The following is a 16348-nucleotide window of genomic DNA, read 5'->3' on the forward strand; positions in this document are numbered from 1 at the left end:
GCAGGTCGTCATCAGCCCGGGAGGGTTTGCAACGGCAGCGGCTCGGGCCGGTAGATTTCCCGGCCCAGTCGTCATCAGCCCAGGTGGGTTCGCAACCTCACAGGCACAGCCGTTGATCTTTGCAAGAACGGAGTCGTTATCAGCCCAGGAGAGTTCGCAACCTGACCGCCCCGAGCCACCAGTGGTGGGCGTCGGGTCGTCATCAGCCCAGGAAGGTACGCAACAGGTCGAGCGGATAGGTGGTGGGCCCGCTGAACAGCGTCATCGTCCCAAAGAGTTCGCAACGTCGCCATGACCACCATCGGCGCTGTCCGCGCCGTCATCAACCTTGAAGGGTTCGCAACATCACGGATGCGGCGTGCCGCCGACTGATGGGCATGGTTGTCACCACCCCAGGAGCGTTCGCAACACGTAACGACCACACCTGCCCGGCTCCGTCCCGTCCGCAGTCGTTATCAGGCCGGATGGGCTCGTGACCAGTACCGTCTGTTCGGCCCAGCGGCTCGGAGCAACATCGAGCAGCCCAGGAGGGGCCAAGGACTGCCTGGTGATTCTTGGGTGGCTCACTGGGCATTTCCTGAGTCCCCGATCGGTGGCATGTCCCTCTTTAAGTGCGATAGGGCGACAATGGCGCCATGTCCCTTACATTTAAGTCTTCGGAGTACACCAAGGTCGATCCGACAACGGACGGCGGCATTGCGGGGCGGTGGGTGGCCTGCGATGAGTCTGGCTGGGACGGCGAGCAGCTCATGGGGCGGCGCGGACCCTATTTTGTCTACGCAGCGATCGCGGTCGACGATGCGGAGGCAGCCCCGATCGTCGAGGAGCTGCGCGCGGAGACGCGAGCTCAAGCGCCAGAGCTGAAGTTCAAGGACTTCAAAGGCCGCCCTGCCCGCCGTGAGGCACTGCGGCGGCTCTGGGGAGAGGGCGGAGCCCTTGAAGGCCGCTGCTGGGCCTTCGTGTTCGAGAAGGAGTACGCGGCGGTCGCCAAGGTTATCGACCTGCTGCTGGAGGAACAGGCGCACGCCGAAGGAATCGACCTCTACGAAAATGACCAGGCTCAAGCCCTCGCCAGAACCCTGCGGCGGCACGGCCGCCGGGCGCTCGGTGACCAGAGGTTCGAACGTCTCATGACCGCGTTCGTCGCGTTCGCCTCTGTCCGGGGCCGTGGAGACGACCGGGCGCGAGAGAACTTCTTCGCTTGTCTGGAAGAGGCATGGCCATCATCTACACGTCGCGACGTCACCGAAATCCTGATGGCGCTGCGCACCACGCGGCTCCAAGCGCAAACCCTCCACGACGACGCTGCCCCGCACGCCATGCTGGAACTGCTGGTGTCCTCGGTCGCCCAGGCTGCGCGACACTGGGGCGCACAATTCGGCCCCGTCAGCGTGCTGACAGACGAGCAGACAGCCCTTACCGACGACGGGCTGGAGGGCATCGCGAAAGTCGTACGCACCGGCTGGGGTGCGACACCATCGTCGCGACAACGCCGTGTCGATCTCAGGGCCCTAGTGCGGGGAACATCAGCGAGTCACCCATCGATCCAACTTGCCGACCTCCTTGCCGGAGCGGTCCGCGTGAGCTACGAACACCAAGCGGGGACATCACTCTCGGACGCCGGTGAAGATCTCTGGTCAGCTGTTCTTCCCCTCATCGACGGAGCGAGCGCCGCCCCCGTACCTGCAGGACGCTAGCAGCGCCTTCGCCAAAAACCACGAGCGGGACTGTATTCCGTTTTGCCGTAGGAATCGGTGTAGTCGCTTCCCTGGGCCGGGAAGACGTTGAGGCTCGCCATGGCTCGGCCTCTGTGACCGTTCCGTCCCTAACCAGCCGGTCGATGGTTCGCCGCACAGCGGCCGCCGTCTCCACCGGGGCCTCCCGCTCACCGAACACTGTTGCCAACAGCGCCATCCCTCCGCGGTGCGCCGCACCGGAGGCGACATCGGGCCAGCCTCGGCCAGCTCGCCCACGTGCTGCTCGAACGCCGCGTTTCAGTCGGTCCACTGCGAGCTTGGTGTCCAGGAACATGATCATCGCTCGTCATGGGCGGCGAGCTGAGTGGCCCTCGCGTGCTTGTCAGCCCCCAGTACGTGCAGCAAATGGTGCTCCATGGAGGTGACCGTGCCTGCGGAGGGGGCGACGGAGTGGACCACGGGTCGGTCAGATAGCAGCGGACCAGGAGGGCGACGTTGCGGTCCAGGGTGGCGGAGAACAGGAGGCGCTGTCCCTCCGGGTACGGAACTGTCGACGCGATCCTCGACAAAGTCGCCGTCCACTGCCAGAGAATCTCCGACTCACCTCACTGGGCGCTGGCCAGTAAGTGCTTCGGTGAGGGCCGCCCTCCCACGGCTCTTGGGGAGTCTCTGGGGAGAACGGCCCCCACTGGGGAGTCCATGGGGAGTTTCGGCCCCACGTACCCGTACGACACTGAAAGCCCCAGTAAGGGACGTCGCCGCAGGTCAGCGGTCTACTAGCGGCCGAAACCGCAGGTCAGCGACGCCAGCCGGGGAAGTACATGACGTACGTCCCGAGATCGTCCCCCTCGACGATTCCAGGCAACGACCCACCCTCCCTCAAGGGAGTCACATATCGAGTCGCAATGACTTCTGTAAGCATTTGCCCAGGCTATCCGCCCGTCTGACCTCAGTAATCACGACGGACGGACGAGGCCCTCCGACCTGGCCCACCGAACAGGGTGTCGATGGCACTCCGTCCCCTGTTGCCGACATCCGGCATGAAAGGCGCGTAGTGGTCCAGCGTGATGGTCGGCGACGAGTGCCCCAGCCACCGCGCGAGCGCCCGCGGATCTCGGCATCGACGCACACTCCCGGCGCCAGCCACTGGCCCTCGAGCTGGCAGGCACATGCCTGACGCCTGACGGTCCCAGCCGACCAGGCATGCGGCAGGATGCACACGTGGACACGGACGCAAGCGGCCTCCTGGCGGATCTCGTGCACTGGCGTGGAGAGCTACCAGGACTCCTCCAGGCTGTCCGGGAGTGTCAGGCTCCCGCTCCCGTCGTCCTCGACCGTGGACACGTTGCCGCCGTGCTGGAGAGAGCCATCGCGGGGCTGATCACACCTCATCAGCTCGCCACTTGGGCTCAGGCTGTCCACCTCGAAGACGAAGTGGGCATCGAAGAGACCCACGAAGACCTACTGAGCCAGTTCCTCTTCGAGGTCTCGACCCCAGAGCTCTTCGCACCGGTCACCACCGCGACGTGCGAGCGGTGGTTGCACATCATGCGAACCTCAGATACAGGCGCGGGCAGAGGTTGAACGCCACATGCAGGGCGGCGTCACGGCTCAACTGCGGAATCACCTGGGAAGAAAGCGCCGGCCAGGGTCGGGTGTGAGTAGTTGCGGTACCGAGCTGGAGCGGTCGCGTGCCTCGCCCTCGTGCACGCCGCCGCGGCCCCGCCTTCGCATCGCGTCATCGGCAGCACGCTGCCGGCGCCGGCCCCACCCGGAGACCCGCGCCCAGGGCGTCACGCTCAGCTACTTGTCGGGGGGCGGCAACGCCCCTCCACGTTCTGCTCGGCTTCGTGCATGTCGCCGGGTACAACGCCGGGTGCACCTGGACAGCCGGGCACGCCCTCCACCCGCCAGGCAGCCGCGAGGCCGAAAGCCTGGAGTGCGGAGAGGAGTGCGAAGAGGACTCACCGCGATTCTCGCCGGGTACGCCGACGCGTGGTCACCGAGGAGACCGCCGAAGCCGGAACGTCCGCCCGTCCACGACCGCGCTCGGGTCACCTTCTGTCACCGTCATCTCACCGACACCTCACCGGCCGCCTCGCCCCGCTCCGCACGCGATCCTTGGCGGCACGTTTGACAGTCCCGACAGTGAGTGGTTTATTACTCACATGCCGAAGCCCACTTCACAACGACAGCTTTCGACCGCCGACGAACGGCGGAGGACAGTCCTGCAGACCGCGGTCAGCGCGTTCGCGGACCGGGGCTACTTCGGTACGAGGACCGCGGACGTGGCGCAGCGGGCCGGCATCTCGCAGGCGTACATCTACCGGCTCTTCCCCGACAAGGAGGCGCTGTTCGTGGCGGTGGTGGAGCACTGCTTCGCGCGGATCCGCGAGAGCCTGGGTGACGGGGCCGCCGCGGCGAAGGGGAGTTCCGCGCAGGAGGTTCTGGACGCGATGGGGAACGCGTACGCCGAACTCATCTCCGACCGCGACCTGCTGCTGCTCCAGCTCCACGCGCAGTGCGCGGCAGCCGCCGAGCCGGCCGTCCGCGAGGTGGTGCGCAGCGGTTACGCGCGTCTGGTCGAGTACGTACGGGGGACCTCCGGCGCGCCGGAGGCCGACGTTCAGCGGTTCTTCGCCGTGGGCATGCTGTGTCACCTCGTGGTCGCCCTCGACACCCACGAGGTGGATGCCCCGTGGGCCCGGACGCTGTCCGACGGGCTTCGGCATTACTGAGCCCCGGAGCCGATCGCCGTGCCCCGGAGCCGATCGCCGTGCCCCGGAGCCGATCGCCGTGGGGAGGGGTGATCCAGGAGCGATCCAGGAGTGAACTCATGCACCGCATCGTCGCGGCCCGTTGGGCCGCACTCGTTCCGCCGGCCGTTCTGGACGCGGCACTGTTCGCGCCGTGGCGCTGAGCACCGGGCCGCGATCTCCGCGGCTCTTTTTTTGACCCCGAGAGTGAGTGGTTAACCACACATAGATTCACCGTACATAGATCGAGACCAGGGAGGTCCGACATGCCACCCCTCACCACGGCACAACCCATCCCGACGCGGCAGGCGCCACCGACGCGTGCGGCCCGCGCCGCCGTGCTGGCCTCGGCCACGCTGCCCCTCATGGCCGCGGCGATCATCGCGCCCGGACTGCCCGCGATGAGCGAGGAGTTCGCCGAAACACCCGGCGGGGGGCTCCTCGTCCGCTTCGTGGTGACCATCACCTCGCTCGCCATCGCCGTCAGCGCTCCGCTGTCCGGGCTGATCGCCGACCGTGTCGGGCGACGTTCGCTGCTGGTGTCCGGTCTCGTGCTGTACGCCGTCAGCGGCACGGCGGGATTCTTCGCCACCGACCTGTACGTGCTGCTCGCCACACGGGCACTGCTCGGCGTCGCGGTGGGCGGGATCATGACGGCGGTCAGCGCGACCGTCACCGACTGGTTCGAGGGGGCACGACGGGCCTCGTTCCTCGGGTTGCAGCAGGCGTTCGCGAGCCTGGGCGGCGTCGTCTTCCTGCCGCTGGGCGGGGTCCTGGCCGGAGTCGACCGGCGTGCGCCGTTCTGGCTGTACGCCGTATCGACCGCCGTCGCCGTCCTCGCGTTCACCGCCCTGCGGGAGGGGCAGCGGGGCGGGCGCGGCACAGGTCCTGGGGCCGGGGAGCCCCCGCCGCGCGGGCAGCACCCGCAGCGCAGCGGGACGGGCCGCATCGCCGGCGTGTACGCACTGGCGTTCGCCGCGACGCTCGCGTTCTACATGGGGCCCACCCAACTACCTTTCCTGCTGCAGGACTTCGGCAGCGGCCCCGGCGTCGTCGGCGCGGTGGTCGCCGGGAGCACGCTGTCCGGGACGTTCGGCGCGCTGGCCTTCCCGTACCTGCGACGACGGCTGGCCGCCACCGCGATCACCGCCGTCGCCATCGCGCTGCTGGGCACCGGCTGGCTGCTGGTCGGGACGGCCGGCACGGTCGTCCACGTACTGGCCGGGATGCTCGTCGGCGGTACGGGGGTCGGGCTCGTCGTACCCCACCTCAACCTGCGCCTGAGCGAACTCGCCCCCGACGGGCGGCGTGGACGAGTCCTCAGCGGGCTCGTCACGGGAATCTTCCTCGGACAGTTCCTCTCTCCACTGGCACTCCAACCCCTCATCCACGCGGCCGGCCTCGCGGGCGCGTTCACGTGGACAGGAGGGGCGATGGCGGCCGGGGCGGCCCTGACGGGCCTCCTGACCGGCCTGAACCGCCAAAAGCGCGTGCGGGCGACAGGACCTGCCACCACACCACCACATCCACCACCGCAACCACGTCCACCACAGAAATGAATTCCGGAAAGGGAGCACTCTGATGATCCACCACTGCATCCGCTTCACCTTGAAGCCCGGCACCACGCCCGAGCAGCTCGAAGACGCCCTCGCCAGCCTGCGCAACCAGGGCGAGGTCATCCCCTCCGTACGGTCCTTCCTCGTCGGCCGCGACCACGGCGGTGCGTACGAGTGGGGCGCCACCTTCCAGATGGACGACCTCGAGGGCTACTGGGAATACCTCATCCACCCCGCCCACCGCCGCACCGACGAGATCGGACTGCCGCTGGTCGACAAGTTCGTGTCGTTCGACATCACCGACGACCCGGACCCCAGGACCGGCACGAAGATCGCCGAACTGCACCAGCGCCGCTACGACGCCGACCCCGGCCTCACCGAACTCGTCTCCAACCTCAACCAGTACGAAGGCAGCGCCGCCCCCGGCCCCCACGCCGCCTGACGCCCGTCCGGGAGGCGGGGCGGCGGCCCGTCACCGCCGCCGCCCCGCCTCCCGGCGAGTGCCGCTGACGGCGGACGAGGGCAGTTCCCCGCTGACCCGGGTTCGTCGGCAGCGCGCCACCTGCGCCGCCGGGCAGATGTCCGGGGCCCGTGTGGAGGGCTGGAGAAGCCCGGCACGATTCGGGACCCGGCCGGTTTCCGGCCTGCCGGAATACGCCCTCTGCGTTCAGGGGTTGGGAGTGACGCCCAAGGAACACCCCAAGGCACCCCAGGGGCACCCGCCCCTGGGACGCACGGCACGCCCCGGGGGCGCCCCCCTCACGGGCTGGCGAAGGACAGGTGAGAGATGAAAGCCGTCATCCGGACAGCTCCCGGTGGCCCCGAAGTGCTCCAGTTCGTCGAGCGTCCGCTCCCCGTCCCCGGCCCCGGTGAGGTGCGGGTCCGGGTGCACGTCTCGGGCCTCAATCCCACCGACTGGCGCAGCCGCCGACGCGCGCTGCCGCCCGGCGTGGACGAGCAGGTGCCCCACCAGGACGGTGCCGGGGTGATCGACGCCGTCGGGCCGCAGGTCGATCCGGCGCGGATCGGACAGCGGGTGTGGATCTGGGAAGCTGCGTGGGAGCGGCCCTGGGGAACGGCCCAGGAGTACACGCTCGTCCCCGACCCGCATGCCGTCGCCCTGCCCGACCACGCCCCGTTCGCACTCGGCGCGGCCCTGGGCATCCCGGCGCTGACGGCGCACCGCGCGCTGACCGTCCACGACGGCGGCCCAGGACGTCTCGCACCCGGCGCTCTGCACGGCACGACCGTGCTGGTGGCGGGCGGTGCGGGGGCGGTCGGCAACGCGGCGGTGCAGCTCGCGCGCTGGGCCGGTGCGCGCGTGGTCACCACGGTCAGTAGTCCGGCGAAGGCCGCGCTGGCACGCGCGGCCGGTGCGCACCGGGTGGTCGACTACCGTACGCAGGACGCGGGGGCCGAGATCCTCTCGTTCGCGCCCGCCGGCGTCGACATCGTCGTGGAGGCCGCACCGGGCGCCAACGCCGCGCTCGACCTCGCGGTGGCCGCCCAAGGGGCTGTCATCGCCTACTACTCGGGCGGCGAGAACGAGGAGCTGTCCGTTCCCGTGCTCTCCTCGCTGTCGGCGAACCTGCGCTGGCAGAGCGTCTTCGTCTACACCGTGCCGTACGCGGCGAAGCAACAGGCGCTCGCCGACGTCACCGCAGCCGTGGACGCGGGTGCGCTGCGCGTGGGCGAGGACGCCGGACTGCCGTTGCACCGCTTCACGCTGGAGCACGCCGCCGACGCCCACGCGGCACTCGAACAGGGCGTCGTCGGGAAGGTCCTGCTCGACGTCGCTTGACGGGCGCGGTCCCGGACCGGCTCGCACCGCTCGTCATGGGGCACATCGTGGACACCGGGGCGACCGTGGCCTCCGGGTACTCCGGCGCGTACGGGCTGATGGCCGGCGGCAGTGGTCCGGCCTCGATGAACAGCGGAACAGCGGTCAACGGTCAGCGGTGAGCGCTCAGCGGTGAGCGCTCAGCGCTGAGCGCCTTCCGTTCCCCTTCAGAGACCGCTCGCGTCGATCAGTCATCAGTCAGCCAGTACTGGTTGCGGCAGACGGTGACGGTGACGTTCGTGGGGTTCAGGTCGACCGCTCCGGCCCGGGGTAGGGGACGTGCGGTGCGCTGCCGTCGTTGGGCAGGTACGGCATCGCCAGGACCTCGACGTCGGGGGGGGCGGGGCACTGGACGGTGGTGCGGGCCGGGTCGAGGATGACGGCTCGGTGAGCGCCTTCGCCGGTGATCCGAACGAGAGCCCTGGGCTCGTCGAAGGAGCCGACGACGGAGCGGGGCAGCGGGCACCGTGCCCGGAGCGCCGGCCGCAGCCCGGGAAGGGTGAGTTGAACAGACAGGCGGGAAGTTCGTTGCGCAGGAAGGAGCCCTGGAGCTGATGGAGCCGAGCGATCTCGTATGGCATGACGCGGTCGGCCTCGCGAGTCTGATCTCAGCGGGCACGGTGAGCGCCGTCGAGGTGGTGGCCGCCCATCTCGACCGGATCGAGGCGGTCGCAGACCGAGTGAACGCCTTCGTGACCGTGCTCGGTGAGCAGGCTCTGCACGCCGCAGCGCGACCGGCCGACGGCCCGCTCAGCGGAGTCCCCTTCACGGTCAAGGACTCCTTCGACACCGCGGGGACCCCCACCACCTGGGGGTCGAGGCTCTTCGCCGACCGGGTGCCCGATACCGATGCCACTACGGTGGCCCGCCTTCGGCAGGCCGGCGGCATCCTGCTGGCCAAGACAAACCTGCCGGAGATGTCCTACTGGACCGAGACGGACAACCGCCTGACCGGCAGGTCCCTGAACCCCTACGATCCGCAGCGCACTCCCGGGGGCTCCAGCGGCGGTGAGTCGGCGGCCATCGCGAGCGGGCTCTCGCCGCTCGGTATCGGGAGCGACGTCGCCATCTCCGTGCGCGGGCCCGCCGCCGACACGGGGATCGCCTCGATCAAGCCCACCCACGGCAGGTTGCCGATGACCGGCCACTTTCCCGCCGTGCCGCGCCGCTGGTGGCACGCAGGCCCCATGGCCCGCAGCGTGCGCGACCTGCGCTTGGCACTCTCCCTCATGGAAGGGCCCGATGGCAGCGACCCCTACGCCGTGGTGCTGCCCGCCGCAGACCGCACCCGCGCCAGGGGCCGGCTGCGCATCGGCTGGACCGCCGCGGCGTTCGGCGCGGTCGATCAACAGGTCGCCGCCACGGTCGCCGCGGCGGCCACGGCGCTGGCCGAGTTCGGGCACGACGTCCGGGAGAGCGAGCTGCCCTGGCTCGCCGAGCGGGACTGCACCCTGCTGTCGGCGACGCTGTTTCCCGCGGAGATACGGCCCGCCCTGCGCGCCGTCACCTCTGGCCGCGAGACGGAGGTGCACCCGGTCATCGCTGCCACGCTGGAGTCCGCCGAGGTTCCGCTGGCCGACTATGTCGCCGCCGAACACGAGGTGGAGGAACTGCGCACGCGATGTGCCGCATGGTTCGCCGACCACGACGTCCTGCTGTGCCCCGTAACGCCCTTTCCCGCGCCGCCTCATGGCCGCAGCCGCCTGGACGTGGACGGTGTCTCCCTGCCGGCACGCGCGGTGATGCGCGCGACCGTACCGTTCAACCTGACTGGTCTGCCCGCCGTCGCGCTCCCTTTCGGTGCCACGGACGACGGCCTGCCTCTCGGCGTCCAGCTGGTCAGCCGATGGTGGGCCGATGCCCTCCTCCTCGACCTCGCGGAGCGACTGGAGGAGATCAGCCCCGTCCGCGGCCGCCGACCCGCCTTCTGAGAGGGGCGTTTCGGCAGGCGGCCTCAGAGAGCATTGTCGAAGCGAGACGTCGGCAACAGCTGTGACGACGATCTGTAGTTGACCTAGTTGACCTAGTTGGCCTAGATGACCTAGTTGGCCTAGTTGGCCTAGATGGCCTAGATGGCCCTTCCGATGGATTGCCAGCCCCGCTGGGACTTGGGCCCGTTGTCTTCCGGTGAACCAGCGAGATCCTGGCCGGCGTCGCCCTGACTTTCTGCCTGAGGGCGCCGCACAGCCGGCTTCAGACGACCAGAACCCGGCGCCCGCGCGTGTGACCGGCCTGGCTGTCGATGTGCGCCGCCGCTGCCTCGGCGAGCGGGTACGACTTCTCGACCGGGATGTGGAGCTTTCCCCGCGAGATGAGGCCGACGGCCTCGGCGAGCGCTTCCGGCACGCTCCCGGCCACGCCGGAGAACCGGACACCGAACTCCGGCGCATCGAGATCGGCGATGGAGATGACCTTCTGCGCATCCCCGGTCAGCTCGACGAGCTCGCGGATCACGCCCGAGCCGGCCAGGTCGAGAGCCGCGTCGACAGGGCCGAGCTCCCGCACCCGCTCGACCCAGCCCGCGCCGTACGTCGTGGCGAGGGCACCCATGCTCCGCAGGTAGTCCTGGTTCGCGGCCCCAGCCGTGCCGATCACCGTGATGCCGCGGTCACGGGCGATCTGCAGCACCGCCGATTCGACTCCCCCGGACGCACCGCTGACCAGCAGCGTCTGCCCGGACTGCACACCGACCTCGCGGATGACGCGCAGCGCGGTCTCCACCACGGAGGGATATCCGGCCGCCTCTTCGAACGTCAGCCCCTCGGGTATACGGGCCCAGGCCGACAGCACGGCGAACTCGGCATACGTGCTCGAACCTTCACCGAACACGCGGTCGCCGGCCCTGACCCCTTCGACGCCCTCACCGACCTCGTCCACCACCCCGGAGGCGTCCAGCCCGACCCCGGAGGGCAACTCGATCGGATGGGCCCCCAGGACCTGGCCTTCACGAATCCTCCAGTCGACGGGGTTCACGCCCGCCGCCCGTACGGCAATGCGTATCTGGCCGGGGCCCGCGTGGGGCTCCTCGGCAGCTACGAGTTGCAGGACGTCCGGACCACCGAACTCACTGAAGCTCACCTTTTTCATGCGGCGACCGTAACACTAACGGTTAGTGTTTTGAATCCGTTATGGTTTTGCACCTGATAGCGTGAGGGCATGACCGTGCCGACCGGACGCCGTGAGCGCAAGAAGGCCGTAACCCGCCAGAAGATCGCTGACGCCGCCCTGCGGCTCTTCCTGGAACGCGGGTACGACGCGGTAGGCATCCGTGACGTGGCTGCCGAGGCCGACGTGGCCGTCACCACGCTCTTCTCTCACTTCCCGTCGAAAGAGGCCCTGGTTTTCGAGCAGGACGAAGACTTCGAGCAACGCCTCACGCGGGCGGTCACCGACCGGGGGCCGCACGAGCCGCTCATCCCCGCGCTGCGCCGCGAGATCCAGGCCCTGGTACGTCACTGCACGGCGGACAGCGCCGCCCCGATCTGGCACATGATCGACGCATCACCCGCCCTGCGGAAGTACGAGGAGTCGATGAGACTGCGCCACGCGGAGTCGCTGGCGACGGCCATCGCCGCCGATCCCGACCTGTCACGGACCACAACGGCCTGCCGGGCGATCGCGAGGTTCGTGATCGACGCCTATTCGCTGGCCCGTGAGGCGGCCGATCCGAAGGCCGCGCTGGATGAGATCTTCCGGATGATCGAGGCGGCCTGGGAGGTCACCTGCCCCTCCGCAGACTCCACCGGCACGGCCGGACCGTACACCGGCACGGCCGGACCGTAGTCAGGGCTCGACCCCGCCCGGCGCCCGTTTCGCCGAACCTCAGTGGCAGAGCGGATCAGTGCGTGAACCGACTTGATTGTTCTGTACCGATGGCCCCCTGGCCGCACAGCGCCCAGCCGGCGTTCAGGCTGCGGCCGGCCCCATGAGCAGAACCAGCCGAGGCGCTTCGGAGCCGGCTACCGTCCGTCGGCCGCACTCCAGACCGAGCACCACCGCTGTCCGGTGGCGCTCATCGACCAGGTACCGGACGTGAAGCGCGGTCTCCACCGGCCCCGCCCCGCGACGCTCCTTCGACGCCTTCGGCCATCGCACCGGCTTGTCGTCACCTGCCTGAGGGCAGCAGGTCTCCGGAGTCGCTCCCGCCGCCGGCGCCCAGTACTTGGCGATGTCGTCAGCAAGGAATGGGCCGTACCCCTCCGACGTACAGGAAATGGCCTCGAGGAAGGCACCGCTGCCGGCTCCCTCGACCGTGGAATTCGCCGTGTCCTGGCCTGTCACGTCATCTTCCGCCGGAACCGGATCGGCCTCTCCCCCGGCGTCCGGAGCGCCCTCGCGCTCGCAGTCCGTACAGCGATCCTCGAACCGCTCCCAGGGCCGGTCGGTGTCCGCGGAGAGGCCGCCACCGGCCGAGGAAAATGACCCCGGAGACACCCGCACTGTACGTCTCAGCCGACATGGACCCGTGGCCGCTGATTCGGGTCCGGTTCGGCGCGGCGGAGGACCTCGCGGGTGACCGGGGCGACCTCGCCGTCGCCGAAGATGAGGAAGCGCAGCAGGTGGCCGACCGGGTGGCCTTCGGTCCAGTTGAAGTATGCGTGCGGGACCTGGCCGGTGCGGTCGCGGAGCTCCATGAGGACGGCGGCGATGGTGTTGGGCACCACCGCGCCCGCCACGCGCAGCCTCCGTACACCGTGTGCTTCCTCGCCGTGTACGGCCAGGTCGGTGGTGAAGTCCGAGGAGTCCTGGAGGAAGACTTCCAGGAACAGGACGGGGCGACCGCCGGGGATGGGGGTCTCCTCGCGCTGGCTGTACTCCTTGATGCGGTACTCGGCGGCGGTGTGCTCGTCGGGCTCGTTGGCGATGACCCGGAGCGGACCGGAGGCCGCGGCCTCGTCGATGAGCCGGGCGGCGGGCGCGTCGAAGGTGACCGCGGCGGCGCGCAGCTCGAAGGCTCGGTGGATGCGGGAGGCGAAGGAGGTCAGCAGGATGCCGAGGATGAAGAGGGAGGCGATCTTGATGCCGTCCGGGCGCTCGACGACGTTGGTGACCAGGGTGTAGGCGAAGACGGCGGTGATCGCGGCGAAGCCGTACATCGCGAGCCGGTGGCCGCGGTGCCGGGCGGCGACGGTGGAGGCGAAGGCCGCCGAGAGCATCAGTACCAGCACGCCGGTGGCGTAGGCGCCGCTCTGGTCGTCGACGTTCGCGTTGAACCACAGCGTGATGAACAGCGCGATGGCCATGAACAGGAGCACCAGCGGGCGCACCGCGCGGGTCCATTCGGGAGCCATGCCGTAGCGCGGGAGGTAGCGCGGCACAAGATTGAGCAGTCCGGCGAGGGCGGAGGCGCCGGCGAACCAGAGGATGGCGATGGTGGAGATGTCGTAGACGGTGCCGAAGACTTCGCCCAGATGTTCATGGGCGAGGTAGGCCAGCGCCCGCCCGTTGGCCGGGCCCCCGCTCTTGAACGCGTCCTGCGGGATCAGGATCGTCGTCGCCAGGCTGGAGAGCAGCAGGAAGCAGCTCATGATGAGCGCGGCCGTGGTGAGCAGCTTCCGCGTGTCGCGGATGCGGCCCTCGGGTTTGTCGTACGTATCGGTGGCGTCCCCGCGTACCTGGGGCATGACGGCGACGCCGGTCTCGAAGCCGGACATGCCGAGCGCCAGCTTGGGGAAGACCAGCAGCGCTACACCGATCATGACGAGCGGCGAGGAGTGCTGGGCCGTCATCGCGCTGGTCCAGTCGCCGATCCGCACCGGATGGCTGAACACCTGCCAGGCGGAGGCGGCGAGGGTGACGAGGTTCAGGCCGAGGTACACGGTGACCAGTACCACCGCCACGCCGATGGCCTCGCGGAAGCCCTTGAGGAAGACGGCGCCGAGGGCGGCGATCAGGGCGATGGTGATCCAGGTGTTCTCGCCGTCCAGCCAGTGCGGCGCGAAGGGGTTCTCCACGACGTGCGCGGAGGCGTCCGCCGCCGACAGAGTGATCGTGATCATGAAGTCGGTGGCTGCGAAGCCCAGCAGCACCAGGACGAAGAGCTTCCCCGCCCACCAGGGCAGCAGCCGCTCCAGCATGTGGATCGACCCCTCGCCGTGCGGGCTCTCCCGCGCCACCCTGCGGTAGACCGGCAGCGCGCCCAGCAGGGTCAGTGCGATCAGGACCAGCGTCGCGAGCGGCGAGAGCAGGCCGGCCGCGAGCGCCGCGATGCCCGGCTGGTAGCCGAGGGTGGAGAAGTAGTCCACACCGGTCAGGCACATCACCCGCCACCACTTGTGGCCCTTGTGTTCGGTCGGTGGGGTGCCGTGGGGCCCGGGGTGACGGGCGGACTGCTCGCTCAGTCCCTCCAGGAGCCAGGCCCGCCACCGATGGCGGCGGCCGGCTCCCGGAGCCGGCCCGTTCTCGGTCTCGGCCTGATCGATGGGAGGCATGGACGCCCTCTTCCTGCCGTTCCGCCGTGCAACAACGGGAAGCGAGTATCCAGCACATCGTCGTGCATCACAGGGCCGTGGGCTACTCCGGAGCGTCGCCGGGCCGCTGCGCAGCGAGTTCAGGACGGTGAAAGGGCCGGCACGCCGTCATTCCAGCCCGGAGACCTTGAACACCAGGCGCGCCGTCTCACCGTCGATACGGCGTGACAGCTGCCGCAGTGCTCCTGCCCCGCGCGTCATCAGCCCGCGCTCGCACGACGTCCGGGCGCCCTCCTCCAGCAGCCGCCGGATATCGGGGTTGCCGATCAGCACCTTCGGATCCAGTTCGACCCGGACGCCGTAGAGATCACGCAGCACCAGCCGCTGTGCCACCCCGTCCACGGTACGTACCGACACCAGGCAGTCGGTACGTACCCGTCGCTCGCGCAGCAGCCCGCACGTGGCCAGCCAGCCGTCCCCCGCGGTGACGCGAGGCGGCAGCAGCACGACGAAGAGCAGCACCGCGAGCCCGGTCCAGAGCGCGGCGCGCAGCGGAGTGAGCCGGCCCGAGACTCCGTCGAGCAGCAGCAGGAGCACCAGCAGCGTCACGGAACAGAGCCACGCATCACGCCGGTCACCCGCCCACTCCCGGTCATGGGCGACGGTACCCGGTGACGATCCACGCCTGGAGTACGCGGCGATGAGACCTCTCATGGTGCCGAAGCCTGGCGCACGCGTGGCTCGCGCTTCGCCGCCTTGACGGCTCACTGATGGCGTTGCGACGCAGCCTTGATGCCGCCGCACGGCCCGGCGCGAGGATCAGGCCGCCCGCCCTTCGGCGTGCCCGCCGCGGGCCACCGGATCGCCGACGGCGTAGTGGACGTACTCGTGTACCAAACGGAAGCCGGCGGTCCAGGCCAGCAGGCGGCTGGCGCGGTGGTGGACCGAGCAGTTCCAGCTGGGCGTGTGGCCCCGGGACGCGATGTCGGCGCTCAGTGCGGCCACGCAGGCCAGGGCGAGGCGATGGCGGCGGTGGTCGGGCGTGGTGAAGGCTGCCACCTCTTCGTACCGGGTCCCGCGGAAGTACGTACATGCCACGGCCAGAATGCGTCCCGCGCGGTTCAGGGCCGCCCAGCAGTGTCCGGATGCGGCGAGTCCCCGGGGCCCGCCCCAACTCGCCGTCAGCCACGCCGCGTCGGGCCCGAGAGCGGTCAGAGCGTGCGCATCCGCCGGCCCGAGACGGCGTACGGTCACCCCGCGCGGCAAGGAGTACCGCTGTGGCTCCGCCTGTTGCGTCCACACCATCCGTTCCCAGGGAGTGAGCCGGTCGAAGGCGGTGCCCAGGAGAGGCAGGAAGCGGGCGGACGCATCGATGTAACTGCCCGCCCAGGGAGCCAGTTCCTCGGGCGTGAGCCCGTCGGGGACTCCCCGCAGCAGCACGTGGCCGGCGCAGGACACACCGACGGTGCGAGGCAGCACGATCCGGTCGGCCCGCCAGCGGCCGATCCCTGTGAGGAGCACATGCTCGGCGAGCGGCACCGCACAGGGGTTCTCCTCGGCCAGGCGTGAGGCGAAAGCGGGCAGCTGTGAAGGGGCAATGTTGATCATCGGTGCCTTGTGTCCGAGTGGGATCCGGCAGTGGCCGGTGTCATGGTGAGCGGCGCACGTACCGTCCGGGCACGTCCCGTAGTGGGACCTCGACGCTGTTGTTCCGTGACGAGTGACGGGGCCGCGAGATTCATGCAATGCCGCCCGGTCGTCGCTCGGCAAGGGCGGCAACGTGCCCCTGACACGCCCTTGATGCCTGCGGATACGAACGTGCCTGCGCCGCGCATACCGTCCCCTGGGCCGCGAGGGGCCCCGAACGCTTCCAGCCGGCCGGACTTCCCGGCACACCGCTCTCACCCCGTCGGCACAGTGGCTCGTCAAGGCAGTGTCAACGTCGGTGTGCGGAGCGCCAAGGGCGCGTCAAGGGCGTCCGCGGGCGGCTCACGAAAGCTCTTCGACGGGCTTCTGTGGGAGGAAACGGCTCAGGGACCCAGGGAGTGGACTGCCGGTGAGCGGAGCACGTCGGCCGCGATGAATGACG

13 protein-coding genes and 2 pseudogenes are annotated in these 16348 nt (G+C 69.6%); 9 read left to right on the forward strand and 6 right to left on the reverse strand.

The window, feature by feature from the left end; genetic code table 11:
- The first annotated feature begins 635 nt into the window (after positions 1-635).
- A complete protein-coding gene (locus AAC944_RS05105; protein WP_078888416.1) occupies positions 636-1697 on the forward strand; it encodes a DUF3800 domain-containing protein in 1062 nt (353 codons plus the stop codon).
- A gap of 250 nt (positions 1698-1947) precedes the next feature.
- On the opposite strand, the pseudogene AAC944_RS05110 reads toward AAC944_RS05105, so the two are convergent.
- Both AAC944_RS05110 and AAC944_RS36475 read right to left on the reverse strand, forming a co-directional pair.
- A pseudogene (locus AAC944_RS05110) lies at positions 1948-2281 on the reverse strand (DEAD/DEAH box helicase); the annotation flags it as partial.
- 224 nt (positions 2282-2505) lie between these two features.
- Positions 2506-2619 (reverse strand): annotated as a pseudogene (locus AAC944_RS36475) (HipA family kinase); the annotation flags it as partial.
- A gap of 299 nt (positions 2620-2918) precedes the next feature.
- On the opposite strand from AAC944_RS36475, the gene AAC944_RS05115 reads away from it, so the two are divergent.
- The 7 genes from AAC944_RS05115 (at position 2919) to AAC944_RS05150 (ending at position 9780) form a co-directional block, all read left to right on the forward strand.
- Positions 2919-3281, forward strand: a complete 363-nt coding sequence (locus AAC944_RS05115) for a hypothetical protein (protein ID WP_107054098.1) — start codon at positions 2919-2921, stop codon at positions 3279-3281.
- Between the two features lie 584 nt (positions 3282-3865).
- On the forward strand, positions 3866-4435 hold the full coding sequence (locus AAC944_RS05125; RefSeq protein ID WP_030611509.1) for a TetR/AcrR family transcriptional regulator: 570 nt from the start codon (positions 3866-3868) through the stop codon (positions 4433-4435).
- Between the two features lie 284 nt (positions 4436-4719).
- Positions 4720-6012 carry an MFS transporter gene (locus AAC944_RS05130; protein WP_078888414.1) on the forward strand — a complete coding sequence of 431 codons (1293 nt, stop codon included), beginning with the start codon at positions 4720-4722 and terminating at the stop codon, positions 6010-6012.
- A gap of 22 nt (positions 6013-6034) precedes the next feature.
- Entirely contained in the window at positions 6035-6451 is a 417-nt protein-coding gene (locus tag AAC944_RS05135) for a Dabb family protein (protein ID WP_030611504.1), read from the forward strand.
- A gap of 345 nt (positions 6452-6796) precedes the next feature.
- Positions 6797-7810: an NADPH:quinone reductase gene (locus AAC944_RS05140; protein ID WP_030611503.1), complete on the forward strand. Its 1014-nt coding sequence runs from the start codon at positions 6797-6799 to the stop codon at positions 7808-7810.
- Positions 7807-7971: a hypothetical protein gene (locus AAC944_RS05145; RefSeq protein WP_196942876.1), complete on the forward strand. Its 165-nt coding sequence runs from the start codon at positions 7807-7809 to the stop codon at positions 7969-7971. Before AAC944_RS05140 ends, AAC944_RS05145 begins: the two co-directional genes overlap by 4 nt.
- Before the next feature lie 432 nt (positions 7972-8403).
- Complete coding sequence (locus AAC944_RS05150) at positions 8404-9780, forward strand: amidase (RefSeq protein ID WP_030611500.1); 1377 nt, start codon at positions 8404-8406, stop codon at positions 9778-9780.
- Between the two features lie 262 nt (positions 9781-10042).
- Here the strand turns inward: AAC944_RS05150 and AAC944_RS05155 are convergent, their stop codons facing one another.
- Positions 10043-10936, reverse strand: coding sequence for an NADP-dependent oxidoreductase (locus AAC944_RS05155; RefSeq protein WP_030611499.1), 894 nt, complete (start codon positions 10934-10936; stop codon positions 10043-10045).
- A 69-nt stretch (positions 10937-11005) separates the two neighbouring features.
- Between AAC944_RS05155 and AAC944_RS05160 the strand changes: the two genes are divergently transcribed.
- Positions 11006-11632, forward strand: coding sequence for a TetR/AcrR family transcriptional regulator (locus tag AAC944_RS05160; protein WP_030611496.1), 627 nt, complete (start codon positions 11006-11008; stop codon positions 11630-11632).
- 665 nt (positions 11633-12297) lie between these two features.
- Here AAC944_RS05160 and AAC944_RS05165 read toward each other — a convergent pair.
- The 3 genes from AAC944_RS05165 to AAC944_RS05175 all read right to left on the reverse strand — a co-directional run bounded on the left by AAC944_RS05165 (position 12298) and on the right by AAC944_RS05175 (position 15867).
- A complete protein-coding gene (locus tag AAC944_RS05165) occupies positions 12298-14280 on the reverse strand; it encodes an APC family permease (protein WP_030611491.1) in 1983 nt (660 codons plus the stop codon).
- Positions 14281-14427: 147 nt separating this feature from the next.
- Positions 14428-14868, reverse strand: a complete 441-nt coding sequence (locus AAC944_RS05170; RefSeq protein WP_030611488.1) for a hypothetical protein — start codon at positions 14866-14868, stop codon at positions 14428-14430.
- Positions 14869-15078: 210 nt separating this feature from the next.
- Positions 15079-15867, reverse strand: a complete 789-nt coding sequence (locus AAC944_RS05175) for a GNAT family N-acetyltransferase (RefSeq protein ID WP_030611485.1) — start codon at positions 15865-15867, stop codon at positions 15079-15081.
- Positions 15868-16348: the final 481 nt, after the last annotated feature.

The organism is Streptomyces sclerotialus, assembly GCF_040907265.1.
Lineage (GTDB): Bacteria > Actinomycetota > Actinomycetes > Streptomycetales > Streptomycetaceae > Streptomyces > Streptomyces sclerotialus.